General features: G+C 69.0%; 15 protein-coding genes. 4 read left to right on the plus strand and 11 right to left on the minus strand.

What is annotated here, in order from left to right; translation table 11 throughout:
• Positions 1-81: 81 nt before the first annotated feature.
• From H504_RS0107345 to H504_RS0107355, 3 genes are read left to right on the plus strand one after another with little or no spacing between them, the layout of a single operon-like run.
• Positions 82-708, plus strand: a complete 627-nt coding sequence (locus H504_RS0107345; RefSeq protein WP_026422255.1) for an ABC transporter ATP-binding protein — start codon at positions 82-84, stop codon at positions 706-708.
• Positions 705-2,684 carry a YhgE/Pip domain-containing protein gene (locus tag H504_RS0107350; RefSeq protein ID WP_026422256.1) on the plus strand — a complete coding sequence of 660 codons (1,980 nt, stop codon included), beginning with the start codon at positions 705-707 and terminating at the stop codon, positions 2,682-2,684. Before H504_RS0107345 ends, H504_RS0107350 begins: the two co-directional genes overlap by 4 nt.
• Positions 2,681-3,256: a TetR/AcrR family transcriptional regulator gene (locus H504_RS0107355; RefSeq protein ID WP_026422257.1), complete on the plus strand. Its 576-nt coding sequence runs from the start codon at positions 2,681-2,683 to the stop codon at positions 3,254-3,256. The genes H504_RS0107350 and H504_RS0107355 overlap by 4 nt, the downstream gene beginning before the upstream one ends.
• Before the next feature lie 632 nt (positions 3,257-3,888).
• On the opposite strand, the gene H504_RS38490 is transcribed toward H504_RS0107355, so the two are convergent.
• The 6 genes from H504_RS38490 to polA all read right to left on the minus strand — a co-directional run bounded on the left by H504_RS38490 (position 3,889) and on the right by polA (position 9,313).
• Positions 3,889-4,377, minus strand: a complete 489-nt coding sequence (locus tag H504_RS38490; RefSeq protein WP_051385589.1) for a Rossmann-fold NAD(P)-binding domain-containing protein — start codon at positions 4,375-4,377, stop codon at positions 3,889-3,891.
• Between the two features lie 14 nt (positions 4,378-4,391).
• Entirely contained in the window at positions 4,392-5,021 is a 630-nt protein-coding gene (gene bluB / locus H504_RS0107365) for a 5,6-dimethylbenzimidazole synthase (protein WP_051385590.1), read from the minus strand.
• 14 nt (positions 5,022-5,035) lie between these two features.
• Entirely contained in the window at positions 5,036-5,485 is a 450-nt protein-coding gene (locus H504_RS0107370) for a VOC family protein (protein WP_342668759.1), read from the minus strand.
• Entirely contained in the window at positions 5,482-5,910 is a 429-nt protein-coding gene (locus H504_RS0107375; RefSeq protein ID WP_026422260.1) for a helix-turn-helix domain-containing protein, read from the minus strand. The genes H504_RS0107370 and H504_RS0107375 overlap by 4 nt, the downstream gene beginning before the upstream one ends.
• 59 nt (positions 5,911-5,969) lie before the next feature.
• On the minus strand, positions 5,970-6,473 hold the full coding sequence (locus H504_RS0107380) for a DUF3592 domain-containing protein (protein ID WP_026422261.1): 504 nt from the start codon (positions 6,471-6,473) through the stop codon (positions 5,970-5,972).
• A gap of 92 nt (positions 6,474-6,565) precedes the next feature.
• Positions 6,566-9,313 (minus strand): DNA polymerase I, encoded by a 2,748-nt coding sequence (polA, locus tag H504_RS0107385; RefSeq protein WP_211239281.1) that lies wholly within the window; start codon positions 9,311-9,313, stop codon positions 6,566-6,568.
• 44 nt (positions 9,314-9,357) lie between these two features.
• Here polA and H504_RS0107390 point away from each other — a divergent pair, with 44 nt between their 5' ends.
• Positions 9,358-9,786 carry a hotdog fold thioesterase gene (locus H504_RS0107390; RefSeq protein WP_026422263.1) on the plus strand — a complete coding sequence of 143 codons (429 nt, stop codon included), beginning with the start codon at positions 9,358-9,360 and terminating at the stop codon, positions 9,784-9,786.
• 991 nt (positions 9,787-10,777) lie between these two features.
• On the opposite strand, the gene H504_RS0107395 is transcribed toward H504_RS0107390, so the two are convergent.
• From H504_RS0107395 to H504_RS0107415, 5 genes are all read right to left on the minus strand, one after another.
• Complete coding sequence (locus tag H504_RS0107395; protein WP_026422264.1) at positions 10,778-11,491, minus strand: ABC transporter ATP-binding protein; 714 nt, start codon at positions 11,489-11,491, stop codon at positions 10,778-10,780.
• Entirely contained in the window at positions 11,488-12,348 is an 861-nt protein-coding gene (locus H504_RS0107400; protein WP_026422265.1) for an ABC transporter ATP-binding protein, read from the minus strand. The genes H504_RS0107395 and H504_RS0107400 overlap by 4 nt, the downstream gene beginning before the upstream one ends.
• Positions 12,345-14,165 (minus strand): branched-chain amino acid ABC transporter permease, encoded by a 1,821-nt coding sequence (locus H504_RS33770; RefSeq protein ID WP_051385592.1) that lies wholly within the window; start codon positions 14,163-14,165, stop codon positions 12,345-12,347. The genes H504_RS0107400 and H504_RS33770 overlap by 4 nt, the downstream gene beginning before the upstream one ends.
• Positions 14,162-15,091, minus strand: coding sequence for a branched-chain amino acid ABC transporter permease (locus H504_RS0107410; protein ID WP_026422266.1), 930 nt, complete (start codon positions 15,089-15,091; stop codon positions 14,162-14,164). Before H504_RS0107410 ends, H504_RS33770 begins: the two co-directional genes overlap by 4 nt.
• An 85-nt stretch (positions 15,092-15,176) precedes the next feature.
• Positions 15,177-16,406 (minus strand): branched-chain amino acid ABC transporter substrate-binding protein, encoded by a 1,230-nt coding sequence (locus tag H504_RS0107415; protein ID WP_026422267.1) that lies wholly within the window; start codon positions 16,404-16,406, stop codon positions 15,177-15,179.
• Positions 16,407-16,597: the final 191 nt, after the last annotated feature.

Consider the following 16,597-nt stretch of genomic DNA (forward strand, 5'->3'; position numbering starts at 1 on the left):
CGGTTGCGCCGTGCCCCCGCCCGGCGCAGTATTTGAACTGACCAGTCAGTTTAAGAGCCAGCCGGCTCAAGGGGAGGTGTCGTGGACGTCTACGCGGACCGCGTCGTGGTGACCGGGGCGCACGGCCGCCTGCTGGAGCCGACCTCGCTCCGAGTCGGCCCCGGTGAACTCGCCGTGGTCGCGGGCGAACCCACCGCCGGTCACACCGCCTTCGGCCTGGCGTTGACCGGCCGGATCGCCCCGTCGGAAGGGTCGGTCAGCCCGTCGGCGGCCGAACTGCGGGCGCACGCCGTCCTGGTCGACGCGCCCGCCGTCACCGAGCCCGAGCCGAACCTGCGGGTCGCCGACGTGATCGCCGAGGAGCTCGTGCTGGCCGGGGCGCGACACCGGAAGTCGGCCACCGCCCGGCTCCTCGACGAGCACGGCCTCGCGCCGGGCACCCGGTTCGAGGACGTCCCCGGCCGGACCAGGGTCGCGCTGCTGACCGCGCTGGCCGCGAGCCGCCCCGGCGCCGAGCTGCTGGTGATCGACACGCCCGACCGGCACAGCAGCGACCCCGCCGACTGGCTGCCGACCGCGATGGCGCACGCGAAGGACGGTCGGGCGGTGGTCGTGCTGTGCGGCACGTCGACCGCGTTGCGCCTCCCCCTGACCCCGGCCCGGCTCGGCGAGTCGGACCAGCCCGCCCCCCTGGAGTCGTCGCTGTGAGTGTTCTCCGCCTGGCCCGCAACGAGCTGCGCCGGGTCAGCTCGGGCACCCTGCCCAAGCTGGCCGTCGCGGCCCTCGTGCTGGTGCCGCTGCTCTACGGCTCGCTGTACCTGTACGCCAACGCCGACCCGTACAACCGGCTGGACAAGATCCCGGCCGCGCTGGTGGTCACCGACCAGGGCGTGCTGCTGGCCGACGGGTCCAGGCTGGACGCGGGCGGCAAGGTGGCCGAGCAGTTGAAGTCGTCCGGGAAGTTCGACTGGCGCGAGGTGGACGCCAAGGCGGCGGAGGACGGGGTGCGGTCCGGGCAGTACACCTTCTCGATCACGCTGCCGGAGGACTTCTCCGCGTCGCTGGCCTCGTCAGCGGACTTCGCGCCGCGGCAGGGCATGATCACGGTGACCACCAACGACGCCAACAACTACCTGGTCGGCACGATCGCGGACCGGGTGGTCAGCGCGGTCCGCGAGTCGGTGGCGGCGGCGGTCGGCACCCAGGCGGCGGACAAGTTCCTGGTCGGGTTCGGCACCGTCTACCAGCGCACCCAGCAGGCCGCCGACGGCGCGGCCCGGCTGACCGACGGCGCGACCCAGCTCGACACCGGCGCCACCCAACTGTCCGACGGTCAGCACAAGCTGCTCGACGGCGCCACCCAGCTCGCCGACGGTTCGACGGCGGCGGCCACCGGCGCGCGCAAGCTGTCGTCCGGTTTGGACACGTTGCAGGCCAAGACGAAGGACCTCCCGGCGCAGACCGCGCAGCTCGCCTCGGGCGCGCGGCAGGTGGCCAACGGCAACGAGCAGGTCGCGACGACCGCGGAGCAGTTGTCGGCGGCGGCGCAGGGCGCGGTCGACAAGATCGGCGACCTCGACTCGGCCATCAGCGCCAAGCTGCACGCCGCGGGCCTGTCCGACGCCGACGTCACCCAGGTCATGGGCCAACTGCGCACGCTGCGCGACCCGGTCAACCAGGCGAACAGCCAGGTGCAGACCGCCGCCGGGCAGTTGCGGACGCTGGCCAACGGCGCCGACCAGGTCGCCGACGGCGCCGAGACCCTGGCGGACGCCACCCCCGCGCTGACCACGGGCATCTCCGACGCGGCGACCGGCGCCCGCGACCTGTCCACCGGCGTCGGCAAACTCCACGACGGCGCCGCGACCCTGAAGTCCGGCGAGGTCTCCGCCGTCGACGGCACCGACAAGCTGACCGCCGGTTCGAAGCAACTCCTCGACGGCGCCACCCAGTTGCGCGACGGTCTCACCGCGGGCCTCGGCCAGATCCCGCACCCGGACAACGCGACCCGCGAGGCCACCGCGAAAACCATCGGCGACCCGGTCGCCGTGCACACCGTCGGCGAGAACAGCGCGGGCAGCTACGGCGCGGGCCTGGCCCCGTTCTTCCTCGGCCTCGCCCTGTGGATCGGCGCGTTCGTGCTGTTCCTGCTGATCCGGCCGCTGTCCGCGCGCGCCCTTGCGGCCGGGCACTCGGCTCCCCGCACCGCGCTCGCCGGTTGGCTCACCCCCGCCGCGCTCGGCCTGGCCCAGGTCGTGATCATGTACGCCGCCGTCACCACCCTGATCGGCATCCACCCGGCCCGACCGATCGCCACCCTCGGTTTCCTGATGCTGACGTCGATCACGTTCGTCGCCGTCGTGCACGCGCTGAACGCCCTGCTGGGACCGGTCGGGAAGTTCGTCGCGCTGGTCGTCCTGATCCTGCAGTTGATCAGCGCCGGTGGCACGTTCCCCTGGCAGACCCTGCCGGGCGCGTTGATCCCGCTGCACAAGGCCCTGCCGATGGGGTACGTGGTCGACGGGCTGCGACACCTGCTCTACGGTGGCTCCGCCGACGGGGTGGGAGCCGACATCGGCGTGCTGCTGGCGTACCTGATCGGAGGACTCGTGCTGTCGACCCTGGCCGCGCGCAGGCAACGGGTGTGGACACCGGCGCGGCTGAAGCCGGAACTGGTCTTGTGACCGGGCGGACCAGCGCGACCAAGCGCAAACTGTTCGACGCCACGCTGCGGTTGGCCGGGACGCGGGGGATGGTGGGCCTCACCGTTGACGAAATCGCGGCTGAGGCGGGGGTCGCGAAGGGGACGGTTTACTACAACTTCGGCAGCAAGGACGGGTTGATCGATGCTTTGCTGCGGTATGGGGTTGATCTGCTCGCTGCTCGGTTGAGGTCGGCCGAGGGGTCGGCTGCGGATACGTTGACCTTTTTGATCGACGGGATGTTGGGGTTCTTTGCGGAGTACCCGACGTTTGCGCAATTGCTGGTGAGCGAGCTTTGGCGGACTCCTGGGCAGTGGCAGCAGACGTTGACGTTGCTGCGGGAAGAAGTGACGTCGATTATTCGGGGGCAGTTGCAGCGGTTGGCTGATGAGGGGGAGATGCCGGAGGGGATTCGGGTGGAGACGGCTGCTTCGGCGTTGTTCGGGACGGTGTTGGTGGTGGCGTTGGATTGGCAGGTTTTTAATCGGGAGCAGACGGGGGTGGAGGTTCGGGAGTCGGTGCTGATGTTGGTTCGGGGGCTTCGGCGGGGATAGCGCTTGGGGGGTGCTCCTGGGGGAGCCTTCTTGGGGTGTGTCCCTGGGTTTCTCCAGGTGGTCGTGGTTGGGGTGGACTGTCGGTGGGGTTGTCTAGGCTGTGTATTCAGGGGCTCAAGTTCGGGTTGATCATGGTTGTCGGTCGGCGGGCGGATCTTGTCGGTGGGTCGGTCTAGGCTGTGTATTTGGGGGCGTTGTTGGCGGTTGATCTTGTGTGAGGAGGCTCTGGGCCTCGGCTGCGCCTCGGGGTTCGGCCTTGTCGCCTGGCGGCGACGCCGGCCTCGGGCGCCAGATAAAACGGGCGGTTGGGATCGGCGGGTCCCGAGGCGCGCGGTGCAGGTTGGTGGACTTCGTCGATGTGGGTGTTGGTTTCGAGGCGCGCGGTGCGGGGGTGGGGCTTCGCCGATGGGGCGGGGGTTTTGTGGCGCGCGGGGGGCAGGGGTGGGGCTTGGCCGATGGGGCGAGGGTTTTGTGGCGCGCGCGGGGGGCAGGGGTGGGGCTTCGTCATGCGGTGGATTCGATTGTGGTGGTGCCGGGTGGGCGTGGTGGTTCTTGCTCGCGAGTGGCTGGTTGGAGAGGCGGGTTCTTGGCCTGCTTGAAGGCGCGATGTGAATGGGATAAGGGGAGAGTTGTCAGGGGTGGGTGAGGGCGCGGCGGGTGGCGTTGAGGATTTCTTCGGTGATTTCGGTGGGTGAGGGCCAGCGGGTGCGGCCTGCGTAGCCGACTGGGGCGAGGATGACCTGGTGGAGGGGGTGGCCTTTCAGCACTGTCGGCTCGGTGTGGTTGTGGGGGGTGCAGGCCTCGACCACGGGGGCGTGCGGGGCGAGGAGGGGGGCGATGGCGCGGAGGGTGGGGGTGCGGGTGTCGGCGTGGATCCAGGTGATGAGGAGGTCGGCGGGGGCGCCGAGGGTGCGGCGGGCTCGGGTGGCGAGGGTGCGGGGGTGGGCCCAGTCGGCCTCGACCCAGCGGGCTCGGCCAGATGTCGCCGTGTCGTGGTCGGCGGGGAGGGGGGCGTAGTGGCGGCTGGGGAGCACCACATACCAGCCGTTGGCCACCAGGCGTTCTACGCAGCCGGTGAGCATGCCGGTTCCGCTGAGCACCAGGGCACGTTTGGTTCCCACGCCGCCTCCCGTTGTCAGGCGGGGCCCCGGGTGTAGCGCTCGTGGTGGATGACCTGGTCCACCGGGATGCGGCTCCGCCAACCGTGTCGTTCGAGGTCGGGGACCTCCTGGAGCCGCTCGACCGGGCCGAGGCAGAGCCAGGCCACCGGCCGCACCGACGCGGGGATGTGCAGGAGCGACCGGAGGTGGTCCTCTTGGTAAAAGCTTACCCAACCGACGCCCAATCCCTCAGCGGTCGCGGCGAGCCAGAGGTTCTGGATGGCCAGGCACACCGAGTACAGGCCCGCGTCGGCGATGGCGTGCCTGCCGAGGACGGCGGGGCTGCCCCGGTCCGGGTCGTAGGTGACGACGACGGACAGGGTCGACTCGAGGATTCCGTCGATCTTGATGCGGTCGAAGGCGGTGGCGCGTTCCCCGGTGAGGCCTGCGGCGAAGTGGGCGCGTTCGTCGTGCACGTGGCGGTGGAAGCGGGCCCGGGTGTCCGGGTCGCGGACGACGACGAAGTCCCACGGTTGCGTCATGCCCACGCTGGGCGCGGCGTGCGCGGCGGACAGGACGCGGCGTAAGACCTCGTCGTCGATGGCGGCGCCGGTGAACTCGGCGCGCACGTCGCGGCGGCGGGAGATGACCTCGTAGACGTCCATCCCGCCAGCGTAAATCAGCCGGCGCGGTGCTGGGTCAGGCTGAAGGTGTTACCCGAGTCGTCGCGGAACATGGCTTCGATCCCGTAAGGACGGTCCGCGGGTTCGCTGAGGAACACGACGCCGCGCTCGCTGAGCTCGCGGTACGCCTTGTGGCAGTCGTCGGTGGACAGGACGCCGGGGCCGAGGGCGCCCTTGGCGATCAGGCCGCTGATGACCTCGGCGGTCTCCGGGTCGTTGCCCATCGACGGGTGCGCCAGGATCAACTCGCCGCCGCCACCGGGCGGGGCGACGGTGAGCCAGCGGGCGGTGCCGGGCTCGGGTCCCAGGGGGACGTCCATCCGCGCCTCGAACCCCAACTTCTCGGTGTAGAACGCCTTCGCCGAGTCCTGGTCGAGCACCCAGACGGTCGTGTGCGTCAACTTCATCTTCGCGATCTCTCCCTGCTTGTCGTCGCTGGGGGTCACGCTAGGCCCTCGTCAGGTCGGGTGCCTTCTCCTGGATTGCGGGCCCACAACATCGCGATGCAGCCGGGGATCGCGGGCGGCCCCCCGCGTTCGACGACGCGCCTGCGGTACTCGCTGGGCGGGCAGCCGACCAGTTCGGTGAACCGGGACGAGAACGACCCGAGGCTGCTGAACCCCACCACCTGGCAGATCTCGGTGACGGTCAGGTTCGCGTTCGCCAGCAGGTCTTTCGCCCGCTCAACCCGCCGCCTGCTCAGGTACGCCCCCGGCGGTTCGCCGTAGGCGCTCTTGAACTCCCGCGCGAAGTGGTACCGCGAGAACCCCGCCTCCGCCGCCATGGTCGCCAAGTCCAACGGCTCGGCGTAGCGGGCGTCGATCAGATCGCGCGAACGCCGCAGGTGTACGAGCACGTCAACGGCGGTCACCACCCGAGTTTACGCCCGCGCCAAGCCCCGACCACGCCGACGATGTGGCTGGGTGTGGATCAGCGGCGGCCGTGCCTCCCGTGCGAGGCGATCCTGGCGCGGTGCTTGCCCGGTGGGCGGTCCCCCGGCTCGCGGAACGAATCGAAGACCCACCACGCGGCGAGCACGAACAAGATCAAGGAGGCCAACAGGCAGAGGGCGAGTACCGCCACCAGGCCTGATTCGTTGGCGACGCCGTCCGCGACCAGGTTGTCCGGGTCGGTGCGGTCGTAGACGACGGTGATCGGGTCGCCCACTCCGAACCTGGCGTCCGACCGGGTGAGGTAGAGCGTGCGGACCCGCTCGACACCGGCGACGCTGAACCGGGCGTCGAGCGAGCCGTCTTCGCGCCCGGTGGGTTGCTTGACCCGCACCACGACGCCCCGGACGTGCACGGCGTTCGCCTGCAGCGACTGCTGCGCCGCGTCCACCGGCGCGGCCGCCGCGCCACCCGCCACGCCCGAGCCGACGCAGGCCACCAACGCGCACCCGGCCCAGATCAGCCTGGTCCGCCGGTACCCCACGTCAACGCCCCGGCCGGTGCATGATCCCCACCCCCGTGGAGATCATCGCTCAGTGGCGGTGGGTGTTCCAGGAGTGGCGGGTCACGGGGGGATCAGTGGGCGGCGTCGTTCCAGGAGTGGCCGAAGCCGACGGAGATGTCGAGGGGGACGCGGAGGTGGAAGGCGGCGGCCATCTGGGTGCGGACGAGGGATTCGGCTTCGGCGCGCTCGCCCGCGGCGACCTCGAGGACGAGTTCGTCGTGGACCTGCAGGAGGGTGCGGGTGCGCAGGCCGGTCTTGGTGAGCTCGCGGTGGACGTTGAGCATGGCGACCTTGATGATGTCGGCGGCGCTGCCCTGGATGGGGGCGTTGAGCGCCATCCGCTCGGCCATCTCGCGGCGCTGGCGGTTGTCGCTGGTCAGGTCGGGCAGGTAGCGGCGGCGGCCGAACAGGGTCTCGGTGTAGCCGTCCTTGCGGGCCTTGGCGACCACTTCGTGCAGGTAGTCGCGGACACCGCCGAAGCCCTGGAAGTAGTCGTCCATCAGGCCGCGGGCCTCCTCGGTGGAGATCCGCAACTGCTGGGACAGGCCGTAGGCGGACAGGCCGTACGCCAGGCCGTAGTTCATCGCCTTGATCTTGGCGCGCTGCTCCTGGCCGACCGAGGTGGGGTCGACGCCGAAGACGCGGGCGGCGGTGGCGGCGTGGAAGTCGAACCCGGAGTGGAACGCCTCGATCAGGGCGGCGTCCTCGGACAGGTGCGCCATGATCCGCATCTCGATCTGGCTGTAGTCGGCGGTGAGCAACTCCGCGTAGTCGGCGCCGACGACGAACGCCTCGCGGATGGTGCGGCCCGCCTCGGTGCGGATCGGGATGTTCTGCAGGTTCGGCTCGGTCGAGGACAGCCGACCGGTGGCGGCGATGGTCTGGTTGAACGTCGTGTGGATGCGGCCGTCCTCGGACACCGACTTGATCAGGCCCTCGACGGTGACCCGCAGCCGGGTGGCGTCCCGGTGCTCCAGCATGTGCGCCAGGAACGGGTGCTGGGTGGTCTCGTAGAGCGTGGTGAGCGCCTCGGCGTCGGTCGTGTAGCCGGTCTTGGTGCGCTTGGTCTTGGGCATCTGCAGCTCGTCGAACAGCACGACCTGCAACTGCTTGGGCGAACCGAGGTTGATTTCCTTGCCGATCACGTCGAACGCGGCCCGCTCGGCATCGCGCACCCGGGCGGCGAACTCGGACTCCAGGACCTCCAGCCGCTCCGTGTCGACGGCGATGCCGACGGCCTCCAGGTCGGCCAGCACCCGCAGCAGCGGCAGCTCCATGTCGGTGAGCAGCCCGGCCTGCCCGGTCTCGGCGAGCGCCGTGTCCAGCGCGTCGGCCAGTTCGGCGATGGCGCGGGCGCGCAGGATCTCCCCCGCGGCCAGCTTGCGCTCGTCCTCGCCCTCCTCGTCGAGCAGGGACAACTGCTGCTCGCCGTCGCCGTCCTCGACCCGCAGTTCGCGCTGCAGGTACCGCAGGACCAGGTCGTCGAGGTTGAAGGTGCGCTGGCCGGGCCGGACCAGGTACGCGGCGAGCGCGGTGTCGGTGGCCAGGCCGTGCAGCGCCCAGCCGCGGTGCCGGATGGCGTGCAAGGACCGTTTGACGTCGTGCGCGAGCTTCGGGCACTCCGGGTCGTCGAGCCAGGCGCTGAACGCGGTCTCGTCCTCCTCGGTGAGCGCGGTGACGTCGACGTACACGCCCTCACCGCCCGCCGTGGCGAGCGCGACCGACTTGAGCTCCACGGCCTGACCGGACACCCCGGTCGGCGTGTCCCGGAACGAGAGCCCGATGCGGGTCCCGACGGGCGCGTGCCTGGCCAGCCAGCCGGGCAGCTCCCCCGCCGCGAGCGCGCCGCCACTGACCTCGAACCCCTCCTCGGCCTCCGGCTCGGCGGTGGACAGCGTCTGGAACAGCCGGTCGCGCAGCACCCGGAACTCCAGCTCGTCGAACAGCCGGTGCACCGCGTCCCGATCCCAGTCGCGCACCACCAGGTCGTCCGGGACGACACCGAGCGGGACGTCCCGGACCAGCTCGGTGAGCTGCCGGTTGAGCAGCACGTTGGCCAGGTTCGCCCGCAGCGAGTCGCCCACCTTGCCCTTGACCTCGTCCACCCGGTCCACCAGGTCGCCGAGCGAGCCGAACTGCTGGATCCACTTGGTGATGGTCTTCTCGCCGACGCCGGGGACCTTCGGCAGGTTGTCGCTGGGGTCCCCGCGCAGCGCAGCGAAGTCCGGGTACTGGGCGGCGGTCACCCCGTACTTCTCCAGGACCAGGTCCGGGGTGAACCGGGCCAACTCGGACACGCCCTTCACCGGGTACAGCACGGTGACGTCCTCGGTGACCAACTGCAGCGCGTCCCGGTCGCCGGTGCAGATCGAGACCCGGTAGCCCTCGGCGGTGGCCAGCGTGGTGAGCGTGGCGATGAGGTCGTCCGCCTCGTAGTTGTCCAGCGACAGCCGCTGGATGTTCAGCGTGGTCAGCACCTCCTCGATCAGGCTGACCTGCCCCTTGAACTCGTCCGGACTGGCACTGCGGTTCGCCTTGTACTCGGCGTACTGCTCAGTGCGGAACGTCTTGCGCGACACGTCGAAGCACACGGCCAGGTGCGTGGGGGCCTCGTCGCGCAGCAGGTTGATCAGCATGGAGGTGAAGCCGTAGACCGCGTTGGTGTGCTGGCCGGTGCCGGTTTGGAAGTTCTCCTTCGGCAGCGCGAAGAACGCCCGGTACGCCATCGAGTGGCCATCGATGAGCAGCAACCGACGGGCATCGGTCGCGGCGGTCGCGGCGCGGGTCGTCGTGGCGTGGGTCTCAGTCTTCGCGGGCACGGTTCGAGTCTAGGGTGGGGCACCGACACCTTTCGGAGGACCCAGTGAGCGGGATCGACCACAGCAGGCTGCCGGGAGCACGCCCGGAGTTCGCCGACCAATTCCTGCCGGACAAACTCGGCATCGAGATCACCGACTGGACCCCCGACCGCCTCATCGGGACCATGCCGGTCAAGGGCAACCTCCAGCCCTACGGCCTCCTCCACGGCGGCGCGAACGCCGTACTCGCCGAAACCCTCGGCTCAGTGGCCGCCACCCTCAACGCCCCCGAAGGCAAACTGGCAGTCGGCCTCGAACTCTCCTGCACCCACCACCGAGCCGCCCGCACCGGCCTCGTCACCGGCGTGTGCATACCGCTCCACCTGGGCCGCACCACATCGACATTCGAAATCGTCATCACCAACGACGAAGGCAAACGAACCTGCACCGCCCGCCTGACCTGCGTGACGGTGAACAAAGCACCTGGGGACTGAAAGTCGCTCCACACACAGCCCATCCGCAACAGCGGATGGGCTTTATTTCTTTAACCCCCAACCACACACCCCTCATCGACGAAGCTCCACTCTCGCACCGCGCTCTTCGAGACCCCACGCAAATCGACGAAGCTCCACTCTCGCACCGCACCCCGAGAAACCCACCCCGAATCGACGAAGCCCCACCCCCGCGCCGCGCGCCTCGGGACCCGCCGACACCAACCGCCCGTTGTGGTGAAGTTGTTTTGTTTGGGGGGAGCGGTGGCCTAAGCCGGCGGGCGGGTAAGGCCACGCTTTCCAGTGGCCCCGCCTTTTTGCCTTACCCAGGCTGCCGCTAGGGGCCCCAAACAAAACAACTTCACCACAACGGGCACTACAGCTTTAATCTGGCGCCCATGGCCGGCGTCGCCGAAGGCGACCAGGCCGACCCCCGAGCGCAGCGAGGCCCAGAGACCCCTCACACCAAGATCAACCCGGACGAAAGCCCCCGAATACACAGCCTAGACGAACCCACCGACAGTCTCGGGGGCATGAGGGCCCACGCAGGGACTCTGAGCCTCGGCTGCGCCTCGAGACTCGGCCTTGTCGCCTGGCGGCGACGCCGGCCATTGGCGCCAGATAAAAGCGGTGGTGCCCGTTGTGGTGAAGTTGTTTTGTTTGGGGCCCCTAGCGGCAGCCTGGGTAAGGCAAAAAGGCGGGGCCACTGGAAAGCGTGGCCTTACCCGCCCGCCGGCTTAGGCCACCGCTCCCCCCAAACAAAACAACTCCACCACAACGGGCGGTTGGTGTCGGCGGGTCCCGAGGCGCGCGGTGCAGGTTGGCGGACTTCGTCGATATGGGGTGGGTTTCTCGGGGTGCGGTGCAAGAGTGGAGCTTCGTCGATGGGGGCGTGGGTTTTGGGCGTGCGGTGCGTAGAGGTGTTGGGGAGCTGTAAAATGTAGAAAGGGCCGCGCCACTGGTGTGGCGCGGCCCCTTGGGATCTGACAGAAAATCAGCCTTCGCCGAGGTATGCGGCGCGGACTCGTTGGTCGGCCAGTAGGTCGCGGCCTGGGCCTTCCAGTGTGGTCCGGCCCAGGTCGACCACGTAGCCGCGGTCGGATAGGGCTAGGGCGGCTAGGGCGTTTTGCTCCACCAGGAGGATTGTGGTGCCCTGGGATTGGAGTTCGCGGATTGTGTCGAAGATGCGTTGCGTCATGATCGGTGAGAGGCCCATGGAGGGTTCGTCGAGCATGAGCAGGCGGGGTTTGGACATCATGGCTCGGCCGATGGCGAGCATTTGTTGTTCGCCGCCGGAGAAGAGGCCTGCTTTTTGGTGGCGGCGTTGGCCGAGGACCGGGAAAAGGTCGTACACCCTGGACATGTCCGCCGCGACGCCGTTGTCCTTGCGGACGTAGGCGCCGAGGTGGAGGTTTTCCTCGACCGTCATCCGGCCGAACAGGCGCCTGCCTTCCGGGCAGTGCGCGATGCCGCGGCCGAGGATGGTGTGGGCGGGGAGTTTCTCGATCGGCTGGTCCTCGAACCGGACGGTGCCGGATTTGGGGCGCAGCAGACCGGAGATGGTGCGCAGGGTCGTTGTCTTTCCCGCGCCGTTGCTGCCGATGAGGCTGACGATCTGGCCTTCGGCAACGCTGAAGGACACGTCGCGGACGGCTTCGATGGCGCCGTAGGCGACGCTGAGGTTGGTGACCTCGAGCAGGGGGCTCACTGGTTGCCTCCGGTGTCCTTGACCTGGGTGTCCGGACCCGCTTCCTCGGTGTACTGGCGGACTTCCGCCTCCACCTCGTCCGGTGGTTTGCCGAGGTAGGCCTCGATGACCCTGGGGTCGTCGCGGACCACCTCGGGCGCGCCCTCGACCAGCAACTGCCCCTGGACGAGCACGGACACGTGGTCGCACAGCGAGAAGATGAACTTCGTGTCGTGCTCGATGACCACGACGGCGACCCCGGTCTCCCGGATGGCGAAGATCAACTGCCGGGTGGCCTCGGTCTCCTGCGGGTTCATGCCCGCGGTGGGCTCGTCGAGCAGCAGCACCGACGGGTCGGTGGCCAGCGCGCGGGCGATCTCGAGCCTGCGCTGGTCGCCGTAGGGCAGGTTGCGGGCGAGTTCGTCGTGGACCTTCGCGAGGCCGACGAACTCGAGCAGCTCCAGGGCCCTGGTGCGGGCGTCCGCCTCGCCCCTGCGGTACGCGGGGCCGTGGAACAGCGACGCCAGCGGCCCCTGGCTCATCCGCGCGTGCCGTCCAACCAGGACGTTCTCCAGCGAGGTCATGCTGGGGAACAACCGGATGTTCTGGAACGTGCGAGCCACCCCGGCGACGGTGACCGACGCCGGGTCGTGCGGCAGGACCCGCCCGCGCAACTGCACACTGCCGGTGGTCGGCGTGTACAGGCCGGTGAGGCAGTTGAAGAACGTCGTCTTCCCGGCGCCGTTGGGTCCGATCAGGCCGAGGATCTGGCCCTCACCGAGCTGCAGGCTGACGTTGGACAACGCGGTCAGGCCGCCGAAGACCATCGACACCTCGTTGGCGACCAGCACCGGCGCCTTGGTGGCCGGGGCGCTCATCGGGTCGCCCCCTGCGGGCTGTCGGGCACGTTGAGCTCCTCGATGGGTACGCCGCCTTCGGCCTCACCGGCCAACTCGGCCCTGCGGTGCCGGTCGGGCACGATGCCCTGCGGGCGGAACCGCATGATCAGCACGAGCGCCAGGCCGAACAGCAGCAGCCGGTAGTCGGAGAAGTCGCGCAGTTTCTCCGGCAGGATCAGCAGCAGCGACGCGCCGATCACCGCGCCCGGGATGGTGCCCATGCCGCCGAGGATGACCGCGGCGAGCAGGGTGACCGACTCGGGGAACTGGAAGCTGTCGTAGGCGACGGTGGACGTCTTGTGCGCGAAGACCGAACCCGCCAGTCCGGCCAGGGTCGCGCCGATGAGGAAGGCGAGGATCTTCGCCTGCCCGGTCTTGATGCCCATCGCCCGCGCCGCGTCCTCGTCCTCGCGGATGGCGATCCAGGCCCGGCCGATGCGCGAGTTCTTCAGGTTCGCGAACACCAGCATGACCACGGACACCAGCACGATGATCAGCACGTAGTACAGGACACCCGAGGGCAGTTGGACACCGCCGATGGTGAACGACTCGTCGAAGCTCGCGCCGAACCAACTGATCGGTGGGACGCCGGGGATGGCGTTGGCGCCGCCGGTCAGCCCGCCGATGTTGTTCTGCGCGGCCTTCTTGAAGATCTCACCGAAGGCGAGGGTGACGATGGCGAGGTAGTCGCCGCGCACCCGCAGCGTCGGCGAGCCGACGATCGCGCCGAACACGCCCGCGACCGTCGCCGAGACCAGCGCGGCGACGACGAACGGCAAGTGGATGTGGAACTCGGCGGCCGCCGCACCGGACAGGTTCGCCGCCACGAACGCGCCGATGCCGAGGAACGCCACGTACCCGAGGTCGAGCAGCCCCGCCAGGCCGACGACGATGTTGAGGCCGATCGCGGTCGCGGCGTAGACGCCGATGTTGGCCGCGATGGTCATCCAGTAGTCGGTACCCGCTTCGGTGAACGGCAGCGCGAGCGCGGCCAGCAGCAGGACCAACACGCTGAACAGCTTGTGGTCGTCCGAGACCGCGGAGAGCCAGCCCGCGAAACCGATCGCGTGCAGCGCGCCGAACAGCCCCGCGAAGAACACGAGCAGGGACAAGAAGATGGGGCCGGAGTAGGTGGTCGAGCCGCCGCCGGAGTCGCTGCCCGAGTTGAGCAGGCGGGCCACGGCGAACAGCAGGACCAGGAAGGACACCAGCAGAGCCGCGTAGGCGACCAGGCGCGGGACCTTGGTGTTCCACCGCGGCAGCGGCTCCAGGTCACCGGCCTTGCTCACGAAGAACAGCACCAGCGACGCCACCAGGGTCACGATGCCGCCGAACGCGAACGCGCCGTCGGCGGCGGTGATCGCACCGAACCCACCGCCGTCGATCAACGGGAAGATCGTGTTGACCAGCGCGACCCCGGCGAGGCCGAGGCCGAGCGCGCGCAGCACCCGGCGCACCGGGATCCTGGGCACGAAGCTCAACGCGATCGCGGCGACGCCGGTGATCAGGGTGAACAGCCGGAAGCCGGTCACCGCGAACGGGGCGTCGAAGAACTGCAGGGTGGCCAGGTCCGGGTAGGGACCGTCGTTCAACGGGAAGGTCACCCAGGGCAGCAGGGCACCGACGACCGCGAGCACACCGCCCGCGATGGCCAGCGGCCGCACCAGCCCGGGTCGGCCGCCGAGGAACCGGGCCAGCGCACGGTACCCGGTGACCAGCAACCAGATGACGAGCAGACCGGCCGCCACGTAGAGCAGGAACTGGCCGAGCCAGGACCAGCCAGGGGGAATGTTCACGCGCGGACCCTTTCCGGCTCACCGAACAGGCCCTGCGGCCGGAACACCAGTACGACGATCAGCAGGACGAAGATCCACACCAGGTCGTACTCGGTGCCACCGGGGAAGTACTGGCCCGCCATGGTCTTGATGACGCCGATGGTGAACCCGCCGATCACCGCGCCCTTGATCGATCCGACTCCGCCGAGCACGGCGGCGGTGAAGGCGAAGATCCCGTTGAGGAAGCCCGCCTCCGTGTCGACCGTGTTGATGTGGATGCCGTAGAGCACCGCCGCCAGGCCCGCGAGCGCGCCGCCGATGACGAAGGTCAGCACGATGGTGCGGTTGGGGTCGACGCCCATCAGCCGGGCGGTGTCCGGGTCCTGCGCGGTGGCGCGCATGGCCCGACCCATCCGGGACCGGGTGATGTAGGTCTGCAACAGCACCGCGCCGATGATCGACACCACCACCAGCAGGATGCCGGTGGACTGGATGACGACCGTGCCGCCGGGGACGGCGAAGGTGATCGCCTTGTCCACGAACGCGCGCGGGACGCTGACCGCCGCGGTCGCGCCGGGGAAGAAGTTCCGCACGAACTCCTTGAGCATCACCGACACGCCCAGCGCCGTGATCAACGGCGCCAACCGCGGCGCGTTGCGCAGCGGCCGGTAGGCGAAGCGCTCCATCAGCACCGCGAGCACCACGGCGACGAGCACCGCGCCGACGAGCATGCACGGCAGGGCGATCTGCCAGGTGCCCTGCCAACTCTGCGGGATGAACCACTTGTAGGTGGCGAGCGCACCGAACACGCTCACCATGAACACCTCGCCGTGCGCGAAGTTGATCAGTTGAATAATGCCGTACACCATCGTGTAGCCCAGGGCGATGAGCGCGATCAGCGCGCCCAGCACCAGGCCGCTAGTTAGCTGCTGTAGCAGCGTGGCCACTTCTACCTCCAAGAGTGGCGGGGGCAAGCCGCCTGCCTGCCCCCGCCACGGTCCAGCTGTGGGTCAACTACTGAAGTGGTGCGGCTCAGCCGCCGAAGGTGCCGGTCTCGTCAGCGGCCCACTTGCCGCCGGACACCTTGTAGACGGTCAGCAGCTTGTTGGTGCTGTCGCCGTACTGGTCGAACTTGACCTCACCGGTGGCGCCCTGGGCCGAGTACGACTGGACGTTGGTGATCAGGTCGGCGCGCTTGCCGTCGCTCCACGCGGTGCCGCCGGACAGGGTCTTGGCCAGCGAACCGATGATGGCGTTGGTGGCGTCGTAGGAGAAGGCGCCGTACGCGCTGAAGTCGTCCTTGTACGCCTTGGCCTTGTACGCGCTGACGAACGCCTTGGCAGTGTCCAGCGTGTCGGTCGGGGCGCCGACCGAGGTGGCCAGGTCACCCTCCTTGCCGCCGAGCTCGATGAACTTCGGGTCGTAGATGCCGTCGCCGCCCATGACCGGGACGTTGAGACCGGCGTCCTTCATCTGCTTGGACAGCGGACCGGCCTGCGGGTACTCGCCGCCGTAGTACACCGCGTCCGGGTTGGAGCCGCGGATGGAGTTGATGACACCGCTGAAGTCGGTGTCCTTCTCGCCGACCTTGGCGACGGCGGCGATCGCCGCGCCCTCCTTCACCGCTTCCTTCTTGAACTCCCCGGCCAAGCCCTCACCGTAGGTCTTGCCGTCGGTGATGACCGCGATGTTCTTCTTGCCCGCCTTGCCGACCAGGTACTTGGCCGCGAACGGGCCCTGCAGGTCGTCGGTGGCGCAGACGCGGAAGTAGTTCGCGTATTCCCGCTTGGGGTTGGTGCCGTAGTCGGTACCGCGCGTCAACGACGGGTTCGTGTTGGCGGGCGAGACCTGAACGATGTTCTTGGCCTTGAGGATCGGCTGCACGCTCTGCGCGACCGACGAGTTCAAGGTGCCGACCACGCCGACCACGTTGGCGTTGGACGACAACCGGGTGGCGGCCTGGGCGCCGACCTGGGCGGTCGCCTGGTCGTCCTCGGTCTGCACCGACAGTTTGTAGCCGGGGACGGCGCATTTCTCGTTCGCCTGGTCCACCGCGAGCATCGCGGAGTTCTTGATGCCGAGACCGAGGGCTGACAGACCACCGGACTGTGGCGCGATGACGCCGATGACCAGGGTGCCCTTGCTCTGGTCGCAGCTCTGGTTGTTCCCCCCTGAGCCCGACTCGGTCTTGTTCGTGCTACAGGCTGCGAGCAACAACGCGCCGGCGACCAGCACCGCGGCCTTCACCGTGTGGTTTCGCACGTGATGTCCCTTCTCCGCTTTCGTCCGGACAATGCGTGTAAGCATGCCGAACCTCGCCCTCATACCTGTTGGAGGGTTCCGCCGGAAAGTAGTGACCGAATGCGACGTAGTCACGCGCCTGGGCTGCCTGTGACCAGACTGCAATCAAACGACGGGTGGTGTTCGGGCTCCGGACATCTGAGGACGAACTT

The organism is Actinokineospora inagensis DSM 44258, assembly GCF_000482865.1.
GTDB lineage: Bacteria > Actinomycetota > Actinomycetes > Mycobacteriales > Pseudonocardiaceae > Actinokineospora > Actinokineospora inagensis.

Bases quoted from the DNA above. Each gene is read 5' to 3' on its own strand.
- bluB (WP_051385590.1), bottom strand. From the start codon at position 5,021: ATGGACGTCTACGAGGTCATCTCCCGCCGCCGCGACGTGCGCGCCGAG.
- H504_RS0107400 (WP_026422265.1), bottom strand. From the start codon at position 12,348: ATGAGCGCCCCGGCCACCAAGGCGCCGGTGCTGGTCGCCAACGAGGTG.